Source organism: Nocardia sp. NPDC058519, from assembly GCF_042719755.1.
GTDB lineage: Bacteria > Actinomycetota > Actinomycetes > Mycobacteriales > Mycobacteriaceae > Nocardia.
The window spans coordinates 115319-135929 of the sequence record NZ_JBHXNK010000001.1; the positions used below are offsets into that span (position 1 = coordinate 115319).

At 68.0% G+C, this 20611-nt stretch carries 23 protein-coding genes; 5 read left to right on the top strand and 18 right to left on the bottom strand.

Translation table 11 applies throughout. From position 1 onward, the window contains the following. Positions 1-75: 75 nt before the first annotated feature. Both ACFWPK_RS00540 and dxr read right to left on the bottom strand, forming a co-directional pair. Positions 76-1272 carry a M50 family metallopeptidase gene (locus tag ACFWPK_RS00540; RefSeq protein ID WP_378912381.1) on the bottom strand — a complete coding sequence of 399 codons (1197 nt, stop codon included), beginning with the start codon at positions 1270-1272 and terminating at the stop codon, positions 76-78. Between the two features lie 147 nt (positions 1273-1419). After that, entirely contained in the window at positions 1420-2613 is a 1194-nt protein-coding gene (gene dxr / locus ACFWPK_RS00545; protein WP_378912382.1) for a 1-deoxy-D-xylulose-5-phosphate reductoisomerase, read from the bottom strand. Between the two features lie 95 nt (positions 2614-2708). Between dxr and ACFWPK_RS00550 the strand changes: the two genes are divergently transcribed. After that, positions 2709-2978, top strand: coding sequence for a DUF2631 domain-containing protein (locus ACFWPK_RS00550; protein WP_378912383.1), 270 nt, complete (start codon positions 2709-2711; stop codon positions 2976-2978). Positions 2979-3040: 62 nt separating this feature from the next. On the opposite strand, the gene ACFWPK_RS00555 is transcribed toward ACFWPK_RS00550, so the two are convergent. The 3 genes from ACFWPK_RS00555 to ACFWPK_RS00565 form a co-directional block, all read right to left on the bottom strand. Continuing rightward, complete coding sequence (locus ACFWPK_RS00555) at positions 3041-4003, bottom strand: LysR family transcriptional regulator (protein WP_378912384.1); 963 nt, start codon at positions 4001-4003, stop codon at positions 3041-3043. 43 nt (positions 4004-4046) lie between these two features. Beyond that, positions 4047-5204: a protein kinase gene (locus tag ACFWPK_RS00560; protein ID WP_378912385.1), complete on the bottom strand. Its 1158-nt coding sequence runs from the start codon at positions 5202-5204 to the stop codon at positions 4047-4049. 148 nt (positions 5205-5352) lie between these two features. Then, complete coding sequence (locus ACFWPK_RS00565) at positions 5353-5775, bottom strand: uL11 family ribosomal protein (protein WP_378912386.1); 423 nt, start codon at positions 5773-5775, stop codon at positions 5353-5355. Positions 5776-5890: 115 nt separating this feature from the next. Between ACFWPK_RS00565 and ACFWPK_RS00570 the strand changes: the two genes are divergently transcribed. Beyond that, positions 5891-6694, top strand: a complete 804-nt coding sequence (locus tag ACFWPK_RS00570; RefSeq protein WP_378912387.1) for a transglutaminase family protein — start codon at positions 5891-5893, stop codon at positions 6692-6694. 30 nt (positions 6695-6724) lie between these two features. On the opposite strand, the gene rlmN is transcribed toward ACFWPK_RS00570, so the two are convergent. Then, positions 6725-7834, bottom strand: coding sequence for a 23S rRNA (adenine(2503)-C(2))-methyltransferase RlmN (gene rlmN, locus ACFWPK_RS00575; protein ID WP_378912388.1), 1110 nt, complete (start codon positions 7832-7834; stop codon positions 6725-6727). A gap of 101 nt (positions 7835-7935) precedes the next feature. Here rlmN and ACFWPK_RS00580 point away from each other — a divergent pair, with 101 nt between their 5' ends. Further along, positions 7936-8313 (top strand): lipopolysaccharide assembly LapA domain-containing protein, encoded by a 378-nt coding sequence (locus ACFWPK_RS00580; RefSeq protein ID WP_378912389.1) that lies wholly within the window; start codon positions 7936-7938, stop codon positions 8311-8313. Between the two features lie 3 nt (positions 8314-8316). Here the strand turns inward: ACFWPK_RS00580 and ACFWPK_RS00585 are convergent, their stop codons facing one another. From ACFWPK_RS00585 to rpsB, 5 genes are all read right to left on the bottom strand, one after another. After that, the gene (locus ACFWPK_RS00585; RefSeq protein WP_378912741.1) at positions 8317-9201 is read right to left on the bottom strand and encodes a phosphatidate cytidylyltransferase; all 885 of its coding nucleotides are present in this window, start codon (positions 9199-9201) and stop codon (positions 8317-8319) included. 111 nt (positions 9202-9312) lie between these two features. Further along, positions 9313-9870, bottom strand: a complete 558-nt coding sequence (frr, locus tag ACFWPK_RS00590; protein WP_378912390.1) for a ribosome recycling factor — start codon at positions 9868-9870, stop codon at positions 9313-9315. A 49-nt stretch (positions 9871-9919) separates the two neighbouring features. Continuing rightward, a complete protein-coding gene (gene pyrH, locus ACFWPK_RS00595) occupies positions 9920-10648 on the bottom strand; it encodes a UMP kinase (RefSeq protein ID WP_378912391.1) in 729 nt (242 codons plus the stop codon). A 168-nt stretch (positions 10649-10816) separates the two neighbouring features. Further along, positions 10817-11641, bottom strand: coding sequence for a translation elongation factor Ts (gene tsf / locus ACFWPK_RS00600; RefSeq protein WP_378912392.1), 825 nt, complete (start codon positions 11639-11641; stop codon positions 10817-10819). Between the two features lie 108 nt (positions 11642-11749). Then, entirely contained in the window at positions 11750-12631 is an 882-nt protein-coding gene (gene rpsB / locus ACFWPK_RS00605; RefSeq protein ID WP_378912393.1) for a 30S ribosomal protein S2, read from the bottom strand. A 1082-nt stretch (positions 12632-13713) separates the two neighbouring features. Here rpsB and ACFWPK_RS00610 point away from each other — a divergent pair. After that, the gene (locus ACFWPK_RS00610; RefSeq protein ID WP_378912394.1) at positions 13714-14310 is read left to right on the top strand and encodes a M23 family metallopeptidase; all 597 of its coding nucleotides are present in this window, start codon (positions 13714-13716) and stop codon (positions 14308-14310) included. Between the two features lie 61 nt (positions 14311-14371). Further along, positions 14372-14884, top strand: coding sequence for a DUF1990 family protein (locus tag ACFWPK_RS00615; RefSeq protein WP_378912395.1), 513 nt, complete (start codon positions 14372-14374; stop codon positions 14882-14884). A gap of 159 nt (positions 14885-15043) precedes the next feature. Here ACFWPK_RS00615 and ACFWPK_RS00620 read toward each other — a convergent pair whose 3' ends face one another. The 7 genes from ACFWPK_RS00620 to ACFWPK_RS00650 all read right to left on the bottom strand — a co-directional run bounded on the left by ACFWPK_RS00620 (position 15044) and on the right by ACFWPK_RS00650 (position 20582). Further along, the gene (locus ACFWPK_RS00620; RefSeq protein WP_378912396.1) at positions 15044-15385 is read right to left on the bottom strand and encodes a hypothetical protein; all 342 of its coding nucleotides are present in this window, start codon (positions 15383-15385) and stop codon (positions 15044-15046) included. 82 nt (positions 15386-15467) lie between these two features. Next, positions 15468-15767 carry a DUF202 domain-containing protein gene (locus ACFWPK_RS00625; protein ID WP_378912397.1) on the bottom strand — a complete coding sequence of 100 codons (300 nt, stop codon included), beginning with the start codon at positions 15765-15767 and terminating at the stop codon, positions 15468-15470. After that, positions 15764-16129: a YidH family protein gene (locus ACFWPK_RS00630; protein ID WP_378912398.1), complete on the bottom strand. Its 366-nt coding sequence runs from the start codon at positions 16127-16129 to the stop codon at positions 15764-15766. The genes ACFWPK_RS00625 and ACFWPK_RS00630 overlap by 4 nt, the downstream gene beginning before the upstream one ends. Before the next feature lie 331 nt (positions 16130-16460). Continuing rightward, positions 16461-17384 carry a tyrosine recombinase XerC gene (locus tag ACFWPK_RS00635; protein WP_378912399.1) on the bottom strand — a complete coding sequence of 308 codons (924 nt, stop codon included), beginning with the start codon at positions 17382-17384 and terminating at the stop codon, positions 16461-16463. A 155-nt stretch (positions 17385-17539) separates the two neighbouring features. Further along, positions 17540-18712, bottom strand: a complete 1173-nt coding sequence (gene dprA, locus ACFWPK_RS00640) for a DNA-processing protein DprA (protein WP_378912742.1) — start codon at positions 18710-18712, stop codon at positions 17540-17542. A gap of 5 nt (positions 18713-18717) precedes the next feature. Next, positions 18718-20226, bottom strand: coding sequence for a YifB family Mg chelatase-like AAA ATPase (locus ACFWPK_RS00645; RefSeq protein ID WP_378912400.1), 1509 nt, complete (start codon positions 20224-20226; stop codon positions 18718-18720). Beyond that, complete coding sequence (locus ACFWPK_RS00650) at positions 20226-20582, bottom strand: YraN family protein (RefSeq protein WP_378912401.1); 357 nt, start codon at positions 20580-20582, stop codon at positions 20226-20228. The genes ACFWPK_RS00645 and ACFWPK_RS00650 overlap by 1 nt, the downstream gene beginning before the upstream one ends. Positions 20583-20611 lie beyond the last annotated feature (29 nt).

The window sequence follows — 20611 nt, forward strand, 5'->3', positions numbered from 1 at the left end:
GGTTGTTGTTGCCGAGCTTAGTCGCGCGGGGTGACCGGGCGCCCTGTGAGGGGCATGACACCGGTCATCTCGCCATCAGGGCAGACGGATCGGGTTGACGATATCGGCGGCCAAGGTCAGCAGCATGAACGCACCACCGATCACTACCGCCACATAGGTCACCGGGAGCAGCTTGAGATAGTCGACGGGACCGGCAGGGGCCTTGCCGAACCAGCCACGAACAGTGTTCCTGATCTTCTCGTAGAGCACCACCGCGATATGCCCGCCGTCCAGCGGCAACAGCGGCAACAGGTTGAACGCACCGAGGAAGAAGTTCAGGCTGGCCAGGACCAGGATGAACATGCCCCACAGGCCGCGCTCGGCGGTCTCGCCACCGATGCGGCTGGCGCCGTAGACGCTGACCGGGGTCTCCGGGTCGCGCTCGCCGCCGGTGACCGCTTCCCACAGCGCCGACACCTTCTGCGGCATCTTCGCGAGGGATTTCACAGTCTCGATGAAGAAATCACCGGTGAACGAGATGGTGGCCGGGATCGCGGCGATCGGGCCGTACTGCTTCGGTTCGGCGAAATCGGGGCCGACGCCGACGGCGCTCACTTCACGACTCGGGCCTTCCTTGGGCGAGCGCATGACCCGCTCCGGGGTGACCGGGACGGTCAGCCGGTTGCCGTCGCGTTCGATCGTGTAGGTGAAAGTGCCGGTCTGCTTCTGGGTTTCGGCCTGGAACTGCGCCCAGGTGCTCACCTCGACGCCGTTCACGGCCTTCACCACGTCACCACGCTGCAACCCGGCACGTTGGGCGGGCCCGTCGCCCGCGCAGGGGGCGAGGGTCTTCTCCGGGGTCTCCTGCGCGACGCAGCTCATGGTGCCCAGCGCCGTAGCCGGGGGCTGCTCGAGCTGCGGCAGACCCCAGCCGATCGCCAGGACCACCAACAGGATGAAGCCGAGCAGGAAGTTCATGCCGATGCCGCCGAACATCACGACCAGGCGCTTCCAGGTCGACTGGCGATACATCGCCCGGTCGACTTCCTCCGGCTCGAGCTCGTCGAGGGCCGTCATGCCCGCGATATCGCAGAAACCGCCGAGCGGCAGCGCCTTGAGTCCGTACTCGGTCTCACCGCGGCGGAACGAGAACACCTTCGGTCCGAAGCCGATGAAGTAGCGGCGCACCTTCATGCCGGTGGCCTGCGCGGTCCACATGTGCCCGCACTCGTGCAGCGCGATCGAAATCGTGATACCGAGCGCGAACAGTGCGAACCCCAGCGCGAAAACCATGTGACTCCTGTGTTCTTGGCGGCTGGCGCCGCGTGTTTTCGGCCTCGTAACCCCGAATCCGAGGGGCGATACTGCGCCTTCGGCGTTCCGTCTCGCCCCTCGGATCCGGGGCGGCCGAAAACGTGGTGGTCTCGCTTGTTCGTCGGGTCAGGTCGTCGTTTTCCCGGCGATGATTTCCGCCGCGTACTGCCTGGCCCAGCGGTCGGCCGCGAGGACGTCGTCCAGGGTATCGGGTTCGGCGTGCCAGCGGTCGGCGGCCTCTACCGCGCGGGTGACGGTGCGCACAATGGTGGGGAAGGTGATCTTGCCGTCGAGGAAAGCCTGGACGGCGACCTCGTTGGCGGCGTTGTAGACCGCGGTGACGCTGCCGCCCGCTTCGCCTGCCTGTCGGGCCAGGCGCACGGCGGGGAAGACCTCGTCGTCGACCGGCTCGAAGGTCCAGGTGGCGGCGGTGCCGAAATCGCAGGCCGCGGCGGCGCCGGGGATCCGGTCGGGCCACCCCAGTGCCAGGGCGATCGGGAGTTTCATGTCAGGCGGGCTGGCCTGGGCGAGGGTCGAGCCATCGGTGAAGGTGACCATCGAGTGCACGATCGACTGGGGGTGCACGGTGACGTCGATGCGGTCATAGGGCACGCCGAAGAGCAGGTGGGTCTCGATCACCTCCAGCCCCTTGTTGACCAGCGAGGCCGAGTTCAGGGTGTTCATCGGGCCCATCGACCAGGTCGGGTGGGTCTTCGCCTCGGCGGGGTTCACCGATTCGAGCATCTCGGTGGTCCAGCCGCGGAACGGTCCGCCCGACGCGGTGAGAACGAGGCGGTCGACCTCCTCGGCGCGGCCACCGCGCAGGCACTGGGCCAGCGCCGAGTGCTCGGAGTCGACGGGCACGATCTGCCCGGGTGCGGCCGCGCGCGTCACCAGGGAGCCGCCCGCCACCAGTGATTCCTTGTTCGCCAGCGCCAGGCGGGTGCCTGCGTGCAGGGTGGCCAGTGTGGGTTCCAGTCCCAGCGAACCGACCAGGGCATTGAGCACGACATCGGCTTCGGTGCGGCGGACCAGTTCGGTCACCGCATCCGGGCCGCCGAGTTCGAGATCGAGCGCCTGGGCGGCGGCGGGATCGGCGACGGCGGCATTGCGGGTGCCGGTGGCCGTCATCTGCTCGGCGAGCAGGGCGGGGTTGCCGCCGCGCGCCGCCAGACCGACCACCTCGAAGCGGTCGGGATTGGCGGCGATCACCTCGAGCGCCTGAGTACCGATCGAACCGGTACTGCCGAGAAGCAGCACCTTCACCCGATCGGTGGACGGGGAACTGGCGTGCGCGGCACGCGTTGCGGGGTGGGACACGGGCCCATTGTGGCAGGGCTGCTGGCTACGACGGACGGTCGTATGCCACGATATGCTCACTCGCCCAACCAGAACTCGAGCCCTAAGGAGCGATCGTGGCAGCCACGGACCTCGACAAAGCCAGCACCGAGCGCGCCGTCGCCACCAGCGTCGACCCCGCCGAGGTGCCCTCGGCAGCATGGGGCTGGAGCGGTGAGTCGCGCAAGACCTTCCGCATCGCGGGTTGGGTCGTCGTCGTCGCCCTGCTCGCGATGACCATCGGCAACCACCAGGGTCACGTTGAAGACATCTTCCTCGTCGGCCTGGCGGGCCTGATGGCGCTCATGATGGTCGTCGACTCGCTCACCCAGCGTATGCCGAAGTAACCCTTCAGCTCGAAAACGTCCACGCCTGCGGCAGCACCTTTCGCCGCAGGCGTTTTCGCGTGTCATCGGCCGCGCCGGGCCGGTTTGCGACCACGCGCGACAGGCTTCTTCGGCGTCGGCTTCTTGGCTGCGGGTTTCTTCGCCGCGGGCTTGCGAGCCGGAGCCGCGGCGCGCTGTTCCGGTTCCGCCACGCCGCCGCGCGAACTGTTGGCCGAACGACCGCGCACGATGCCGACGAACTCCTCGAGCAGATCGCTGTCGGTCCCGGCGGGCCAGGCCAGCGCGATCTCGGTGAACTCGGTGTCGCTGACCGGGCGGTAGACCAGGTCGCGGCGGTGATGCAGGCGGGCGATCGACTGCGGCATGATCGCCGCTCCACCGACCGCGGCGACGAGGGCGAGGATGTCGACGGCCTGATCGAGATCGGCGCTGTCCTGGATCGTTTCGTCGGCCAGATCCGCCGGGCTGATCGACTCGAGCAGCGACAGCGCGTCGTCCTTCTGCACGACCGCGACCGGCGTCTCCTGCCACAGTGAGATCGCGTTCGTCGCGGTCCGGTCGATGGGCAACCGGACGAAGCACAGGTCCACGCGGCCCTCGCGCAGCGCCGACTCCTGCTCACCCTGCGCGACGCCGACGACCTCGAGTGGATGGTCCGGTAGCCGCTCGCCCCAGATCCGCGCCCACTTCGACACCGTCACCCCCGGCACGAACCCCACCCGCAGGCTCGCGGGCGCGTCGGGTTTCTGCTCCCGTTCGGCCTGCTCCCGCACCCGGATCAGGTCCCTGGCACGCGCGAGCAGGGCGTTGCCGTCGTCGGTGAGCTGGGTGGGTGAGGCGCCGGGCACGAAGACCCGGGTGCCGAGTTCTTCCTCCAACTCGATCACGGTGGCGCTCAGTGCCTGCCGCGGGATGCGCAGGGCCTTGGCGGCGCGCGCGAAGTGCAACTCCTCGGCCACGGCGACGAAACGACGCAACCGGTCGAGGTCGATGGAGTCGGCGGCGGTGACGTCGAAGTCGCTCATTCTGACCAGAATATGGCACCCGCCGATCGGGTCGGCGAGCCGATCAGAGGTTTGCCAGCAGCGCGATCACTCCGGCGATCACGATGACCACGACCAGCAGGACCGCGTAGGTGCCCAGTGCTGATCCCCAGCCACCTCGCTGCGGTGGCGGATTCGGTATCCGGGCCGGTTGCGGCTGCCAGTACTGCGGCGTGGGCGCGTACTGAGGCGTGGGCGCGTACTGAGGCTGCGGCGCTCGTGGGGGCATCGGAGTGGGGTTGTACTGCGGGATGGGAGTGCCCGTCGAACTCACCGGGCGCATGGGCTGCATGCCGACGAACGGCTGAGCGTGCGCACCCGAGGTCGGGCGGGCGAGCGGGCGGGCACCGGTGGTTCCGGTGCGCACTGCCCGCTGAGCGGCGTCGACGAACTCCTCGCACGAGGCGAACCGGTCGGCGGGTCGCTTGGCCAGCGCGCGGGCCATCACGGCGTCGAGCACCTGCGGCAGACCCGCGCGACGCGGACTCACCGGGGGCGGTGGTGCTTGCAGATGGCCGGTGATCACCGCGGCCGGACTGGTCGATTCGTAGGGTGCGCTGCCGGTCAGCAGCGTGTAGAGCGTGCACGCCAGGGAGTACTGGTCGGCGCGGTGATCCAGCGCGGCGCCGGTGAGCTGCTCGGGCGCGGCGTAGGCCAGGGTGGCGGTGAACGACCCGGTCTCGGTCAGATGACCCGAATCGTCGCGCAGGCGGGCGATACCGAAGTCGGTGAGATACACCCGCTCCTGGCTGCTGGAACGCGCCAGCAGGATATTGGCCGGCTTGACGTCGCGGTGCAGCACACCCGCGCGATGCGCGTAGTCGAGCGCGGCGGCGGTCTCACCGATGATCTGCAGCGCCCGGTCCGGCGGCAGGGTGTGCGGATCCAGCGAGGAGGCGTCGATCCCGTCGATGTACTGCATGCTGATCCACAGCTGATCGCCCTCGACCCCGCGATCGAACACGGTCACGATATTGGGGTGATCGAGCTGGGCGACCAGATCGGCTTCCCGCTCGAACCTGGCCCGGATCTCGGAGTCGGAGAACAGCTCTCGATTGAGCAGCTTCAGCGCCGTCCACCGGGGCAGACGCGGATGCCTGGCCAGATACACCGACCCCATCCCGCCCTGACCCAGCTGCCGATCGATCGTGTAGCCGGCGAACACCGTCCCGTCAGAAACCACTCTGACCCCCGAATCTCGCTCCTCGTCCGACGGCTGGACCATACCAAACGAAGGACCTGCGAATCGGTGCAGTACACCGCTCCGGAGTGGGTTCACCCCAGCTGGAAGCGGCGCAGACGGGGGTCCGCGGTGAACGGCCGCTCGGTCGTCAGCCCTCGACACGCACGCCCATCGAGCGCGCGGTGCCTGCCACAATGCGCATCGCCGCCTCCACATCGGTGGTGTTGAGGTCGGGCAGTTTGCGAACAGCGATGCGGCGCAATTGCTCCCGGCTGAGCGCGCCGACCGGCTTGTGGCCGGGTTGCGGGGAGCCCGGTTGGCCGAGAGCCTTGCGGATCAGGGAGGCGGTGGGTGGGGTTTTGAGCCGCATCGTCCAGCGCTTGCGGGCGTCGATCGTGATGACGGCCGGAATGATCTCGCCGCGCTGGTCTGCCGTCGCGGCGTCGTAGCGCCGTTTGACCTCGAAGGGTGGGACGCCGGTGGGACCGAGCATCTTGCCGAGGATCATCAGCGAGGCGTTTCCGGCTTCGAGCTCGAGAGTGACTGTGACAGAGGCTGTTTCGCGCGCCATAGTCAACGATCTCGGACGCACGCGTCGATCCGGTCCCGCGACGATAACGCCTGGGCCGCAACCCGCTCGAGCGGTTCGGTTCGCCTGATCCCGGTTCGCCTGTCAGTCTGTGGGCGTGAAACGGGACGTTTCCGCTCGCCTGGAGGTCGCGGTCCATGCTGATTCGGTGCTGCAGTGTCAGATCGCTGTCGCCCGCAGGCCCGGGCTCGACCTGATCGAGTCCATGACATGCTCGCTCGACGGCGAGTTCCTCACGCCGCGCGAAGTGGTCGGTGCGCACGGTTCCCGGATCCACGTGCTCGACGTGCGCGCGGGCACCCTCCGCGTCGACTACCAGGCGACCGTCCTGGGCACTGCCTTCCTCGAGCCGCCCTCCGACTACGACCTCGCGCTGTACCGGCGACCGAGCCGCTACGCGGAGTCGGACAAGCTGCTCGGCTTCGCGGCGGCCGAATTCGGCTACGGCATAGCCGATCCCGAGGTAGCCAACCGCGTCGCGTCGTGGATCGGCCGACGGATCACCTACGTCTCGGGTAGCAGCACGCCCATCGACGGCGCGGTGGAGACGCTGCTGTCGGGCACCGGCGTCTGCCGCGACTTCTCACACCTGATGGTCGCGCTGCTGCGCGCCGTCGGCGTCCCCGCCCGGGTCGCCGCGGTCTACGCGCCGGGCTGCGTGCCGATGGACTTCCACGCTGTCTGCGAGGCCTACATCGACGGCAAGTGGCGCACTTACGACCCGACGGGCCTCGCACCGCGCTCGAGCCTGGTGCGCATCGCCACCGGCCGCGACGCCTCCGATATCGCCTTCCTGGACAACCACGGCGGCGACATCACCCTGAACTTCATGCAGGTCAACGCCTTCGTCGCGGGCCCACTCCCCTACGACGACTTCATCGCACCGATCAGCATCGTCTGACGGGCGCAACGTGTAGGCGTACGTCAGCCCCTAGCCCTCGGCAGCGAGCTGACCGCAGGCCGCCGCGATCTCCTGCCCGCGGGTGTCACGCACCGTGCACGACACACCCTGGGCAATCACCCGGCGTACGAACTCCTTCTCGACCGGCTTCGGGCTGGCATCCCACTCACTACCCGGCGTCGGGTTGAGCGGAATCAAGTTCACGTGCACGAGCGGGCCCAGAGCCTTGTGCAGCTTCTTGCCCAGCAGGTCCGCCCGCCACGGCTGATCGTTGATATCGCGGATCAACGCGTATTCGATCGAAACGCGGCGCCCGGACTTGTCGGCGTAATAGCGTGCGGCGTCGAGCACTTCGGCGATGGACCAGCGATTGTTCACCGGCACCAGGGTGTCGCGCAGTTCGTCGTCGGGCGTGTGCAGCGACACCGCCAGGCGCACCGACATGTCCTCGTCGGCCAGCTTGCGGATCGCGGGCGCGAGGCCGACGGTCGATACCGTCACCGACCGCTGCGAAATGCCGAGCCCGTCGGGCGCGGGCGAGGTGATCCGGCGAACCGCGTTCACCACCCGCTTGTAGTTGGCCAGCGGCTCGCCCATCCCCATGAACACGATGTTGGAGAGTCGGCCCGGACCGCCGTGCACCTCACCGTCGCGCAAATCGGCCGCGGCCGCGCGCACCTGATCGACAATCTCCGCGGTCGACAGGTTACGGGTGAGCCCCGCCTGCCCGGTCGCACAGAACGGACACGCCATACCGCACCCGGCCTGGCTGGAAATGCACAGCGTATTGCGATCGGGGTAGCGCATGAGCACGCTCTCCAGCAGTGTCCCGTCGTGCGCCTTCCACAGCGTTTTGCGGGTATCGCCCTCATCGCAGGCGATATTGCGCACCACCGACAGCAGCGGCGGGAACAGCGTTTCGCCGACCTTCGCGCGCACCTCGGCGGGCAGATCGGTCATCAGCGCCGGATCGGACTGCAGACGGCCGTAGTACTGACGGGCCAGCTGGTCGGCCCGGAACTTCGGCAATCCCAGCTCCTGCACCGCGGCCTTGCGTTCGTCCGAATCGAGATCGGCGAGGTGACGCGGCGGCATGCCGCGGCGCGGGGCATCGAACACGAGGGGCAGGGAGATGGCCATAGTTTCACCATTGTCCCAAACGCGACCTCGGGGTTGGCACGCCGGGCAACGTTATCGACAAGATGCGTGCGCGAGCCATAGCAGTCGGCAATGATCGAACCATGAGTACATCCGCAGAATCCGGTGCGTCACCGGCCGAGCACGACCCGCCGCCGACCGATCTCACCGGCAAGCACAGCAAGCCCGCCGAACCGGCGCAGCCTGCTACCACACCGGTATCGGTTCCACACGACGCCGTGCACGGATCGCGCACCGGCTACACCTGGATCGCCTTACTTGCCGCCGCCCTGCTCGGCATCGTGCTGCTGATCTTCATCATCCAGAATCTCGACAAGGTCCGTACCAACCTGCTGTTCTGGCACTTCGAACTGCCGCTCGGCGTCACCGTGTTGCTGTCGCTGATCGCGGGCGCGCTGGTGATGGGCCTGGTCGGCGGGGTGCGGATCCTGCAACTGCGGCAGGCCGCCAAGAGGCCATGACGCTCAGATCAGCGCGCTGAGTACCAGCCAGGAGACGAACGCCGAGGGCAGCATCGAGTCGAGACGATCCATGATTCCGCCGTGCCCCGGCAGCAGCGTCCCCATGTCCTTGATGCCGAGTTCCCGCTTGATCTGCGACTCGATCAGGTCACCGATGGTCGCCACGGCCACCAGGCCGACACCGAGCACCACACCGATCATCGAGTTGGCCTCGAGCAGCAGGGTGACGGTCAGCAGACCGCCGATCACGCTGAACACCAGCGAACCGCAGAAACCCTCCCACGACTTCTTCGGGCTGATCGCGGGCACCATCGGATGCCTGCCGAACAGCACTCCGGCGACATAGCCGCCGACATCGGAGCACACCACCAGAATCATGAACGTGAGCACCCGCAGATTGCCGTCGGGTTCGAGCAGCAGCAGCGTGGAGAACGCGGCCAGCAGTGGGATCCAGGTGAGGGTGAACACGGCGATCGCGGTGTCACGCAGGAAGTTCTTCGGCGCCGTACTGAGGCCGTGATCGAACAGGCGCCACACCATGCACACCAGCGCGGTGGCGGCGAACGCGCCGAGCACCCCGCTCGCCCCCCACGGCCAGCCGAGCCAGAACACCGCCTGACCGCCCACGAGCAGCGGAATCCGCGGCACCAGCACGTCGGCTTCGCGCAGCCGCTTGGTGACCTCCCAGGTCGCGACGCCCACGCCGAGCCCCGCGACCGCGATGAACACCTTCGGGACGAACAACAGGATCGCGATCAGCGACAGCCCGAGCGTCAGCCCCACTGCCAGTGCCGCGGGCAGATTGCGCCCGGCACGGGATGCCGGGGCAGGCGGCTGCTCGCCCTGCGGCGTGGCCGCGGTCGCGGTCTCCTCGACCTTGTCCGGCATGGGATCCGGTGCCGCCCCGGTGGCGGCGGCGTCTTCGGCCACGATTGTCCCGTCGCTCAACTCGTCGTTCCGTTCATCCCCCGCACGAGCGGGACTGGCGAGATCTGGCGCTCAGACCTCGAGCAGTTCGGCTTCCTTGTGCTTGACCAGCTCGTCGACCTGGGCCACATACTTGGCAGTGGTCTTGTCGAGCTCCTTCTCGGCGCGCCCGACCTCATCCTCACCCGCTTCGCCATCCTTCTGGATGCGGCCCAGTTCGTCCATCGCCTTGCGGCGGACGTTGCGAATCGAGACCTTGGCGTCCTCACCCTTGCCCTTGGCCATCTTGACCATCTCGCGGCGACGTTCCTCGGTGAGCTGCGGCACCGAGATCCGCAGGATGTCGCCGTTGTTGGTCGGGTTCACGCCGAGGTCGGAGTTGCGGATGGCGTTCTCGATCAGGCCGAGCGAGCTCTGCTCGTAGGGCTTGATCACGACCATGCGCGGTTCGGGCACGGTGATGCTCGAGACCTGGGTGATCGGGGTGAGCGAGCCGTAGTACTCGATCAGCACCCGGGTGAACATGCCCGGGTTGGCGCGGCCGGTACGAATGCTGCCCAGGTCGTCCTTCGCCACCGTGACGGCCTTGTCCATCTTCTCCTCGGCATCGAAGAGCGCTTCATCAATCACGACCGAATCCTCCACAGCATCGTCATCGTCATCGTCCGCGGATGCGGGGTCACGACCGAACCAGGGTGCCGATGGGTTCACCGGCCACCGCGCGGGCAATATTGCCCTTGATCAACAAATTGAACACCAGCATCGGCATCTGGTTGTCCATGCAGAGACTGAACGCGGTGGCATCGGCCACCTTCAGGCCCTTTTCGATCACTTCCTTGTGGGTGATCTCGGTGAACATGCTCGCATTCGGGTCGACGCGCGGGTCGGCGTCGAACACGCCGTCGACCGCCTTGGCCATCAACACCACGTCGGCGGCGATCTCCAGCGCGCGCTGGGCGGCGGTGGTGTCGGTGGAGAAGTAGGGCATGCCCATGCCCGCGCCGAAGATCACGACACGGCCCTTCTCGAGGTGGCGCTTTGCGCGCAGCGGCAGGTAGGGCTCGGCGACCTGGCCCATCGTGATGGCGGTCTGCACGCGGGTGTCCACGCCCTGCTGCTGAAGGAAATCCTGGAGGGCAAGGCTGTTCATCACGGTGCCGAGCATGCCCATATAGTCGGAGCGGGCCCGCTCCATGCCGCGCTCCTCGAGCTCGGCGCCGCGGAAGAAGTTGCCGCCGCCGATCACCACGGCCACCTGCACGCCGGTCTCGACGATCTCGGCGATCTGCTCTGCCACCGTCTGCACGACATCGGGGTCGAGGCCGACCCCACCACCACCGAACATCTCCCCACCCAGCTTGAGCAGCACCCGGTTGTATCCAGGGCGGTCGTTACCCGGGTCGGTCATGGGTGTTGGTCTCCTTCGGCGAGGTCGAGAGCGGGGCGAGCAGGCGGCATCTATCCTGCCTTATCAGGTTGCGATCACCCAGAAGTGGGGTCGGTCGATCCACGAGTAAAGCCTCTCCAGCGCGGCATCACACCGCGCCGAAGAGGCTTTTTCGTCAGTTCAGGCGGATCAGGCCTGGCCGACCTCGAAACGAGCGAAACGCTTCACGTTCACGCCCGCCTCTTCCAGAAGCGCCTTGACGGTCTTCTTGGAGTCGGTGACGGCGGACTGCTCGAGCAGCACGACGTCCTTGAAGAAGCCGTTGACGCGGCCTTCGGTGATCTTCGACAGCGCGGCTTCGGGCTTGCCCTCTTCGCGCGCGGTCTCCTCGGCGATGCGACGCTCGGCGTCGACGACGTCGGCGGGCACCTCCTCGCGGGTCAGGTACTTGGCCTTGAGCGCGGCGACCTGCATGCCCGCGGCACGCGCGGCGTCGGCAGCGGCGTCGCCGGTGCCTTCGTACTCCACCAGCACGCCGACGGCGGGCGGCAGATCCGAAGCACGCTTGTGCAGGTAGGTGGCGACCGGGCCGTCGAAGGACACGACGCGACGCAGTTCCAGCTTCTCGCCGATCTTGGCCGACAGCGCCTGCACGGCGTCGTCAACGGTGCCGTCGGTCAGCTTGAGCGCCTTGAGGGCGTCCAGGTCGGCCGGCTTGGCCGCGGCGGCCGCGGTCACGATGGCGTCGGCCAGCTGCTGGAACTCGGCGTTCTTGGCGACGAAGTCGGTCTCGCAGTTGATCTCGACCATGACGCCGTCCTTGGCGATGACCAGACCCTCGGCGGTCGCGCGCTCGGCGCGCTTGCCGACGTCCTTGGCGCCCTTGATGCGCAGCACCTCGACGGCCTTGTCGAAATCGCCGTCGGAGTCGGCCAGCGCGTTCTTGCAGTCCATCATGCCGGAGCCGGTGAGCTCCCGGAGCCGCTTCACATCAGCAGCGGTGTAGTTCGCCATCGGGGGCGAGCCTCCTCGTGTGTGGGGTGCTTGGGTGTTAACACCACCTTGCCGACCGCTTCTGAATTCAGAAGGGCCGGCAAGGTGAACGTAGTGCTACCGGTCAGCTCAGAAGTCGGCCGGGGTGTGCTGCGCCGGGTCGGCCTTGACCTCGGCCTCGGCCTCGGCCGGGGTCTCGATCGGGGTCTCGACGGCTTCGGCAGCCTCGGCGGCCGGGGTAGCCGAGGACAGGAGCTCCTGCTCCCACTCGGCCAGCGGCTCGCCTGCGCCGGCTTCGGGCTTCGCGTCGCCGGAAGCCTGGCCCGCGCGGGCCTGCACGCCCTCGGCCACCGCGGAGGCGACGACCTTGGTGAGCAGTGCGGCGGAACGGATCGCTTCGTCGTTACCCGGGATCGGGTAGTCGACCAGGTCGGGGTCGCAGTTGGTATCCAGGATCGCGATGACCGGGATGTTCAGCTTGCGCGCCTCGCCGACGGCGATGTGCTCCTTGTTGGTATCGACGATCCAGATGGCCGAGGGAACCTTGGCCATGTCACGGATACCACCGAGGGTGCGGTCCAGCTTGGTCATCTCACGCGTGAGCATGAGGATTTCCTTCTTGGTGCGACCCTCGAAGCCACCGGTCTGCTCCATCGCCTCGAGTTCTTTGAGGCGCTGCAGGCGCTTGTGCACGGTGGAGAAGTTGGTGAGCATGCCACCCAGCCAACGCTGGTTGACGTAGGGCATTCCGACGCGCAGCGCCTCGGAAGCGATCGACTCCTGGGCCTGCTTCTTGGTGCCGACGAAGAGAACGGTGCCACCGTGGGCGACCGTCTCCTTGACGAACTCGTAGGCCTTGTCGATGAAGGTCAGCGTCTGCTGCAGGTCGATGATGTAGATGCCGTTGCGGTCGGTGAAGATGAACCGCTTCATCTTCGGGTTCCACCGACGAGTCTGGTGGCCGAAGTGCGCGCCGCTGTCGAGCAGCTGCTTCATAGTTACGACAGGCATAGCCTTCGTATCCTCTTTCGTTGCCGGTTGTCGCGGTCGATCGGCGATCGACTGCCCTGGCGCCACCGAAACCGCCGGACCCGATTCGAAGAATCCGGGACCAGCCGACGATTTCCCTGTTCATCCGTTGGAGAACTCGCGCTGACATGCCCTCGCGGACCGTCTGCATTGCGAGCGACGACCGGATGGACGAGCACGGGTGGCGCGCGAAGTCGGTCCGTACCGTGCACACGCACTGGCTGCTGAGCACAAACCGCTCGTTCAGTCTACGCGGACCTGGGCCAGGTCCGAAATCGCCCCTGCGCAACGACCGCCCATTTCGTAGATGAAGTGGTCGATATCCACATGTGGGGAAGTTGTCCACAATCCCGAAATCGTTGTCCCGGTGGCGTTGTCCGGCGCCCAGAGTTGGGGCATGAATCCATTGACACGCACCCTGATCACTACGTTTCCGCTGCTCTGCGTGGCCGGAGTCGCCGCAGCGCCAGCGGCAGCTCACCCTACTTCGGGCGATGCCGCGACAGGACCGTCGGTGACTCGGCCCGCCAAGACGACGCCACCAGGCGGTTCGTCGTCGATATGCGCCGGCGGTGCTGTTGTCCTCGCGCAGCCACCCGGGCGAAGGGCCGGCGAACCGATTTTCCCACCGCAACGTGCGGCCGCGCCGGGCACGGTCCCGGTAGCGCCTCCGGTACCGCAGAGGAAGGACACGCCACCCGAGACCCGGGGTTCCTGCGGGCGGGCGCCGGTCGTGGTGCCGGCGATCGTCGTGCCGCGGCGAGAGCTTGTTCCCGCACCGGTGCGGGTGACTATCCACGACCTCGGTTCGGCTCCCGCCCGTCCGCGAGGTGTGGATCAGAGTGCGGGGGCGCAGCAGGAGATCGAGATCGTGGTGCGGGCTGGGGGTGGGAGTGGGTCGGCGGCGGGGCTTCCGGCGGTTCTGCGGGATATGTTGCGAACGCTGGCGGCGCAGCAACGGGTGCCGACACCGCGACCGCACCGCTGAGGACCGGGCGATGTTCGACAAGCCCGATGCCGGACAGAAAGTGCGGGCTCGCATTCGCGGTCGCGATCGTCCCGTTGTGAGGCGAGCCGCGATGGCCGTCGGCGACGAGTGGCCTCGCGACCGCGGGAATGTCCGTCGCGTGGTGCGCCGGGTGCGGTCTGTAGTCGGGCGAGTACTCGGTGTCGCCTGCCTGGTGGCGATCGTGCTCAGTGGTGCGGTACCCGCCGATGCGGCCGAATCCGGGCCGTTCGGTTGGCCGCTGCGGCCGCGGCCCACGGTGGAGCGCGCGTTCGACAAACCGGATCGGAATTGGTTGCCGGGGCATCGGGGCGTGGATCTGGCGGGCACGGCCGGGCAGACGGTGCTGGCGGCGGGCGAGGGCATCGTGGTGTTCGCGGGGGACGTGGCGGACAAACCGGTGGTGTCGATCGATCATCCTGGCGGCTTGCGCACCACCTACGAGCCGGTGCGGGCGCAGGTGAGGGTGGGAAGCCGGGTGAGCAGGGGTACGCCGATCGGCACGCTGGTGGCCGGACATGAGGGGTGTCCGGCCACCGCCTGCCTGCACTGGGGCGCCCGTCGCGAGTCCGGTGCGCACAACCGACGCGAATATGTCGACCCACTCGGACTCCTGCACGAGGTGCCGGTCCGCCTGAAACCGTTGGAGCCATGACGTGACGAACCACTCCACCACCCGGCCCCCACGGCGATCGGCCGCGGACGAGAATCGAGGCGTGCCCGACAAAACAGCGCCGTTCACCTACCCCGAGGTCGGTGCCACCCGCACCACCATGCCCGGCGGATACCACCGGTTCCGGCTACGACAGCCGATCGGTCACGGCCGCGATCTGTTCGACCGCGCGGAAACCCACATCCTCGAGTACGGAATACAGAAGGGCTCCGGCGTCTTCCAGAGCGCCGACACCGAAACCGCCCAGCCGGGAACCGCATTGACGGTATTCCTCGGAATCGGCCGGCTCGGCATCACCGCACCCTGTCGCGTCGTCTACGTCCTCGACGAGCCCGACCGCCGAGGCTTCGCCTACGGGACCCTGCCCGGGCACCCCGAGATCGGTGAAGAACTTTTCGCGGTCGAGTACGACCCCACCGACGACACCGTCTACGGCCTGGTCACGGCCTTCTCCAAGCCGGGCACCTGGTACGTCCGCCTCGGTGGCCCCGTCGTCCGCCTGATCCAGCGCTGGTTCGCCCACCGCTACCTGAATACCTTGCCCACCAACGGCTGACGTCGCGCTCGACCGGCGCGGGTGCCGGGGGGATCAGCGTTTCCTTCGGCGTCCGTGTCGCGCTACCCACCTCGCCGACGCGCTCGATGTCGGCGCTCGAGACTGGCCGGTGCCGAAGCCTCGCGGACCGGTGGCCGTCACTCGCGGACTCGGTGGCCGTCAGAGGAGTGCGGCCAGCGCGTCTGCCTCCGCGATCAGCCGATCGCGGCGGTCGATCGCACCATGATGTTCGTATTCGGTTGCCGCGTGCCGTCTTTCGTCGATCTCACGGCGGACGATCGCTTCGATCTCGACATCGGTGAGGTCGCGGCGACCGGCCTCGGCCGCGCCGAGACCGACTGGGCTGTCTTCCATCGCACCGGCTCTCATCTCACCGACATCGATCGCCTCCGCGTTGTCGATCGCCGCCAGCGCCGAACGTAGCGCCGACACCGCACCGAGGTCGCGGGCCTTCATCGCAGGTTTCAACGCGGCGCGCAGCCGCTCGCGCAGGGAAGTCACGCCCTCACACTATTTTCCGGTGCCGCGATCGTCGATCGAGTTCCGTATCGGCGCAGGTCGCTCGCCAACGCGCGGACACCTTTCATAGCCTGAGCAGCACAGTGACGACGGCGATCAGGGATACGGTCGCGACGGCGAGGGCGGCGGTCCCGACAGATCGGTGACCGGTGCCCACACGTCCGCGATCGAGCGCGCGGCCACGGGACCAGCCCATCCCGGCCAGGATCAGCGCCACCGTGGCCGCGGCGAGTGGGAGCACCCAGGTCAGCCCACCGTCGGTGGTTGCCTCGTGGACGAAGAGCAGGGCGCAGGCGGCCGCGCCGAGGGACGTGCGCCGCCAGGCCAGGGCGGTACGTTCCATGGCCAGGGTCGGTGCGGTCACGACAGCACTACCGCTACACAGGCGAGTGCGGCGACCACCGCGACGCCGACCGAGAGAACCGGCACCAGGATCGTTCCCGGCAGCGGTCCCCCGGCGCGCATCGCGAGATTCACCCGACGCCAGTGCCGGAAGGCGGCGAGCGCGACGACCAGTCCCATGATTAGGCAGATCAACGAGATGACACCGGCGAATCCGGCCAGGCGAGTCGGTTGGACGAGGGTGTGCACCGCGACACCGCCGGCGAGCAGACCGAGCGCGGTCCTCATCCACGCCAGGAACGTGCGTTCATTGGCGAGGGTGAATCGGTAGTCGACCTCCTCCTCGCCGTCCTCGGATTCGGCCCCGACCTCGGGCAATGTCACTACACCACCTCCTGTCCCCATCATGCGCCACCGCGATCCCTCCGCTCGTGATCGTTGCGAGCGCGCCGACCGCCATGTCGTCACCGCAGATCTCCCCGTCGCCATGTCGTCACCGCTGATCTCCCCGTCGCCATGTCGTCACCGCTGATCTCCCCGTCGCCATGTCGTCACCGCTGATCTCCCCGTCGCCGAGTCGCGGCCACTGATCTCCCCGTCGCATGTCGCTCACCGTCGGCCGTTCGCCCGGTCGATGATGCCCCGCTACGTTTCTCTCTCGCCGATCCGCTCACATGCGCGGCGCGGTCTCGGTGCCGGACTCGTTCCGCGGCGGTCAGGCGCGGGGGTGGGCTTGGTCGTGGACTCGTTTGAGGCGTTCGACGGAGACGTGGGTGTAGAGCTGGGTGGTCGCCATGCTGGCGTGGCCGAGCAGTTCCTGGACGACGCGGAGGTCGGCGCCGCCTTCGAGCAGGTGGGTGGCAGCGGTGTGGCGTAGACCGTGGGGGCCCATGTCGGGGGCGCCGGGGATCGCGGCGATGACCTCGTGGACGACGGAGCGGGCTTGGCGCTGGTCGAGGCGACGACCACGTTGACCGAGGAACAGGGCGCGGCCGGAGTGGTCGTTGACCAGGGAAGGGCGGCCGGCGCGGAGCCAAGCATCGAGCGCCGTGTCGGCGGGACCACCGAACGGCACCGAACGTTCCTTGTTGCCCTTGCCGAGAACGCGCACGAGGCGACGCTCCCGATCGATGTCGTCGATATCGAGACCGCACAGCTCGCTGACGCGAATTCCGGTGGCGTACAACATCTCCACGATCAGCCGATCCCGCAGTGCCATCGGATCCTGCTGCGCCGCCCCGGATTCCGCCGCATCCATGGCGTGTTCGGCTTGATTGCGGCCGAGCACCGCAGGCAGCACGCGATGCGCTCTCGGGGCCTGCAGACGCAACCCGGGATCGACACCGAGCCGCCCGGTCTCGGTCAACCATGCGGTGAAAGTCCTTGCCGCCGAGGCCCGCCGAGCCAGGGTCGTCCGCGCCACCCCTGCCGCCGCGAGGTCGGCCAGCCACGACCGCAACAACGGCAGATCCAGCTCCCGCACCGCCGAATCCGCCGACCGCGCGTACAGATGCTCGAGCAACGACCGCACATCCCCCAGATACGCCCGCACCGTATGCGCCGACCGATTCCGCCCCAACCGCAGATGCCGACCGAACTCGGCGAGCAATGCGGTCAGATCATCAGGCAACACATCCATGACCCAACCGTCGCCCTTCCCCGTCCCCCACGCAACCCACCACGCCGCCCCGGGATGCGAGCCGCCCACACGGCCGACCACCGGTTCTACTGGCCGAACCCTCCAGTTGCTCGCTCGATGGCCGATGCATGCGCATCAACTGCATGCTTTGCCCCTCAGCCCGCCCGTCGGCTGGAGGTCCGAAACCAACCGTCGGAGTCGCAGCCGACCAAATCGGCTAGTTCCAGACTCGGAAGGACTGCCCGGACGGTGGCCAGGTCAAGGCCGGACTGTTGAGCTAGTTCCCGAGGAAGGCGGGTACCGATGGTGGGTAGAGCCGCATAGATTTCGGCTTCGGCGCCGCGGAGGTGGGCTGCCTGGTCCAACGGGTTGCCTTCGGCGACGGGAAGGCGGAGGGGGCCCGCTTCGTCGATGATGTCCTCGGCGCGGGTTACCAGGAGGGCTTCGCCGTCTCTGATCATTCGGTGGCAGCCTGCCGAGGAAGCCGACCCGACGGGTCCCGGAACAGCCATGGCCGGCCTGCCCAGCCTGCGAGCCCATTTCACCGTGTTGCGGGCACCGCTGCGTAGACCCGCTTCGACCACCAGGACACCGTCCCCGAGTGTCGCGATCAATCGATTCCTGGCCAGGAACTGGTGTTTCTGGGCCGAGATGCCCGGCGGGTATTCGCTGACGACGAGACCACTTTCGGCGATGGCGGCGAGCAGGCGGTCGTGCTGAGCCGGGTACGGGCGATCGACACCACAGGCGAGGACCGCCACGGTGGTCCCGCCGACGGCCAGCGCCGCCCGATGGGCCGCGGCATCGATGCCGAAGGCCGCCCCGGAGACGATCGTCCAGCCCCGACCGGACAGGTCGCACGCGATCTCACTGGCCACCTGCAACCCGTATCCGCTGCTACACCGCGAACCGACCACCGCGACAGCACGTTCGGACGCGGCATGGAGTGCGAGCGGGCCCCGCGCCCACAGCACCAGCGGAACCGCTGCCTCACGATCGCGTTCGGTGTCGAGCTGGCCGAGTCCGAGCATCCGCCAGCCGGGCCATTCCTCGTCATCGGGAGTGATGACCCGTCCACCCAGGCGCGTGATGGTGTCCAGATCCTTTGCCGCTGAGTCGATTTCACGCCGCGTGGCGGTAGGTCCACGCAGTGCGGCAGGCAACTCGTGCTCGCGGACCGCACGGGCGGCCTCACACACCCCGACGGAGGCGATCAGTGCCGACAGCGGTGCGCACGGCCCCTGCACCACCCGCGACAGATACACCCAGGCGAGCCTGCGTTCGTCCGGATCACCGTCCAGATCCACCGCATCACCGACCGCACGCAACTCGCTCACTGCGCACCTCGCTGCCGGAAGTTCAACGACGACATCACATCCTGCACGGTGGGCAACTCCCCTTCGCGCAGATCGCAGACCGTCCAGGCGACCCGGATCGCCCGGTCGGCGCCACGAGCCGACATTCGCCCCAGCCGTAAGGCCGTCTCGATCGGCGCGATCGATTCCCGTGGCAGCTTGAACCGCTTGCGCAGGACATGGCCTGGCACTTCGGCGTTGGTCGCCCACCCGTCCTCGCTCCACCGCTGCGCGGCGCGGACTCTGGCTCGGGCAACGCGCGCGGCCACGGTGGTGCTGCTCTCGGCCTGCTCGTCGCCGAACGTCGCGCCTGCCTGCCCGTGCATCTGCACCCAGATATCGATGCGATCGAGCAGCGGCCCCGATAGTTTGCCCAGGTAACGGCGCCGAGCCAGCGGCGCGCAGATGCAGTCGACATCGCGCGCCGGTGCGCACGGGCAGGGATTGGCCGCCAGCACGAGTTGGAAGCGGGCCGGGTACCGGGCGACACCATCGCGCCGGGCGATGCGCACCTCTCCCTCTTCGAGCGGAGTCCGCAGCGCTTCCAGCACTTTGGTGCCGATCTCGGCGCATTCGTCGAGGAACAGCACCCCGCGATGCGCCCGGCTCACCGCGCCTGGACGAGCCATACCGGAACCGCCGCCGATCATGGCGGTCACCGACGTCGAATGATGCGGGGCGACAAAGGGAGCCCGCGTGAGCAACGGCTGCTCCGCCGAGAGTGATCCCGCCATCGAGTGGATCGCGGTCACCTCCAAGGACTCCGCTTCCGACAGTGGAGGCAACAGCCCTGGAAGACGTTGCGCCAGCATCGTTTTGCCGATTCCGGGCGGCCCGGTGAGCAACAGGTGATGCCCGCCCGCCGCCGCGACCTCCAACGCCCAGCGCGCCTCGTCCTGACCGACGACATCGCTGAGGTCACCACACGGAGTCTGCGCCCCCGGCACGACACCGTCCGGTTCGACCAGCTTGCCCTCCCCGCGCAGCCACGCGACCACCGCTCGCAGGCTCGTCGCCCCGAGCACCTCGATCCCCTCGACCAGCCCCGCTTCGGCAACCGCTTCGGCGGGCACGACCACGGTGGGCAGCCCGGCCGCTCGCGCCGCGATCACGGCGGGCAACACACCACGCACCCGCCGAACCCGACCGTCGAGCGCCAACTCCCCCAGCAGCACCGTCTTCACGAGCCGCTCGCCGGGCACCGCACCGGAGGCGTCGAGCACGGAAACGGCCAGCGCGAGGTCGTAAACGCTTCCTACCTTCGGCAGGGTTGCCGGCGAGAGTGCCAGGATCACGCGACCGTCCGGCCACTTCTCCCCCGTATTGGCCACCGCGGAACGCACCCGATTGCGTGATTCCTGCAGCGCGGTATCGGGTAGCCCGACGAGATTCACCGAGGGCAGGCCCTGACCGATATCGGCCTCGATCTCCACCAGCTGGCCGTCGACCCCGGTCACCGCTACCGACAGCGCCCGTCCGAGTGCCATCAGAAGGCCCCGGTCAGATGGTCGATGACCGGTCCGCGCCCCCGCGGGACCAGCACCGACACGACGTCGAAGCGAATCCGCCGCCACGGCCCGTCCTGCTCGGCCAGCCACAGCAGCGCCAGCCGCCGAATCCGCTGTTGCTTGCTGAACGTGACCGCCTCGGCGGGAGTACCGAACCCAAGCCCCGACCTCGTCTTCACCTCGACGAAGACGGTGACCGACGGGTCCTGGACGATCAGATCCAGCTCACCGTATCGACACCGCCAATTGCGGGCGACGATCTCCATCCCGGTCTCGCAGAGATACTGCGCGGCCAGCTTCTCCCCGTAGGCGCCGAGCGCCTGTTTGTGTGCCATGAGCGAAAGCATGGCCACCAGCCCTCGCG

Coding starts and splice junctions, on each gene's coding strand:
- ACFWPK_RS00540 (WP_378912381.1), bottom strand. CDS start 1,272: ATGGTTTTCGCGCTGGGGTTCGCACTGTTCGCGCTCGGTATCACGATT.
- rpsB (WP_378912393.1), bottom strand. CDS start 12,631: ATGCCTGTCGTAACTATGAAGCAGCTGCTCGACAGCGGCGCGCACTTC.
- pyrH (WP_378912391.1), bottom strand. CDS start 10,648: ATGACCGACCCGGGTAACGACCGCCCTGGATACAACCGGGTGCTGCTC.
- ACFWPK_RS00555 (WP_378912384.1), bottom strand. CDS start 4,003: ATGAGCGACTTCGACGTCACCGCCGCCGACTCCATCGACCTCGACCGG.
- ACFWPK_RS00565 (WP_378912386.1), bottom strand. CDS start 5,775: ATGGCGCGCGAAACAGCCTCTGTCACAGTCACTCTCGAGCTCGAAGCC.
- tsf (WP_378912392.1), bottom strand. CDS start 11,641: ATGGCGAACTACACCGCTGCTGATGTGAAGCGGCTCCGGGAGCTCACC.
- ACFWPK_RS00645 (WP_378912400.1), bottom strand. CDS start 20,226: ATGGCACTCGGACGGGCGCTGTCGGTAGCGGTGACCGGGGTCGACGGC.
- ACFWPK_RS00650 (WP_378912401.1), bottom strand. CDS start 20,582: ATGGCACACAAACAGGCGCTCGGCGCCTACGGGGAGAAGCTGGCCGCG.
- ACFWPK_RS00580 (WP_378912389.1), top strand. CDS start 7,936: ATGAGTACATCCGCAGAATCCGGTGCGTCACCGGCCGAGCACGACCCG.
- ACFWPK_RS00585 (WP_378912741.1), bottom strand. CDS start 9,201: ATGCCGGACAAGGTCGAGGAGACCGCGACCGCGGCCACGCCGCAGGGC.
- rlmN (WP_378912388.1), bottom strand. CDS start 7,834: ATGGCCATCTCCCTGCCCCTCGTGTTCGATGCCCCGCGCCGCGGCATG.
- ACFWPK_RS00635 (WP_378912399.1), bottom strand. CDS start 17,384: ATGGATGTGTTGCCTGATGATCTGACCGCATTGCTCGCCGAGTTCGGT.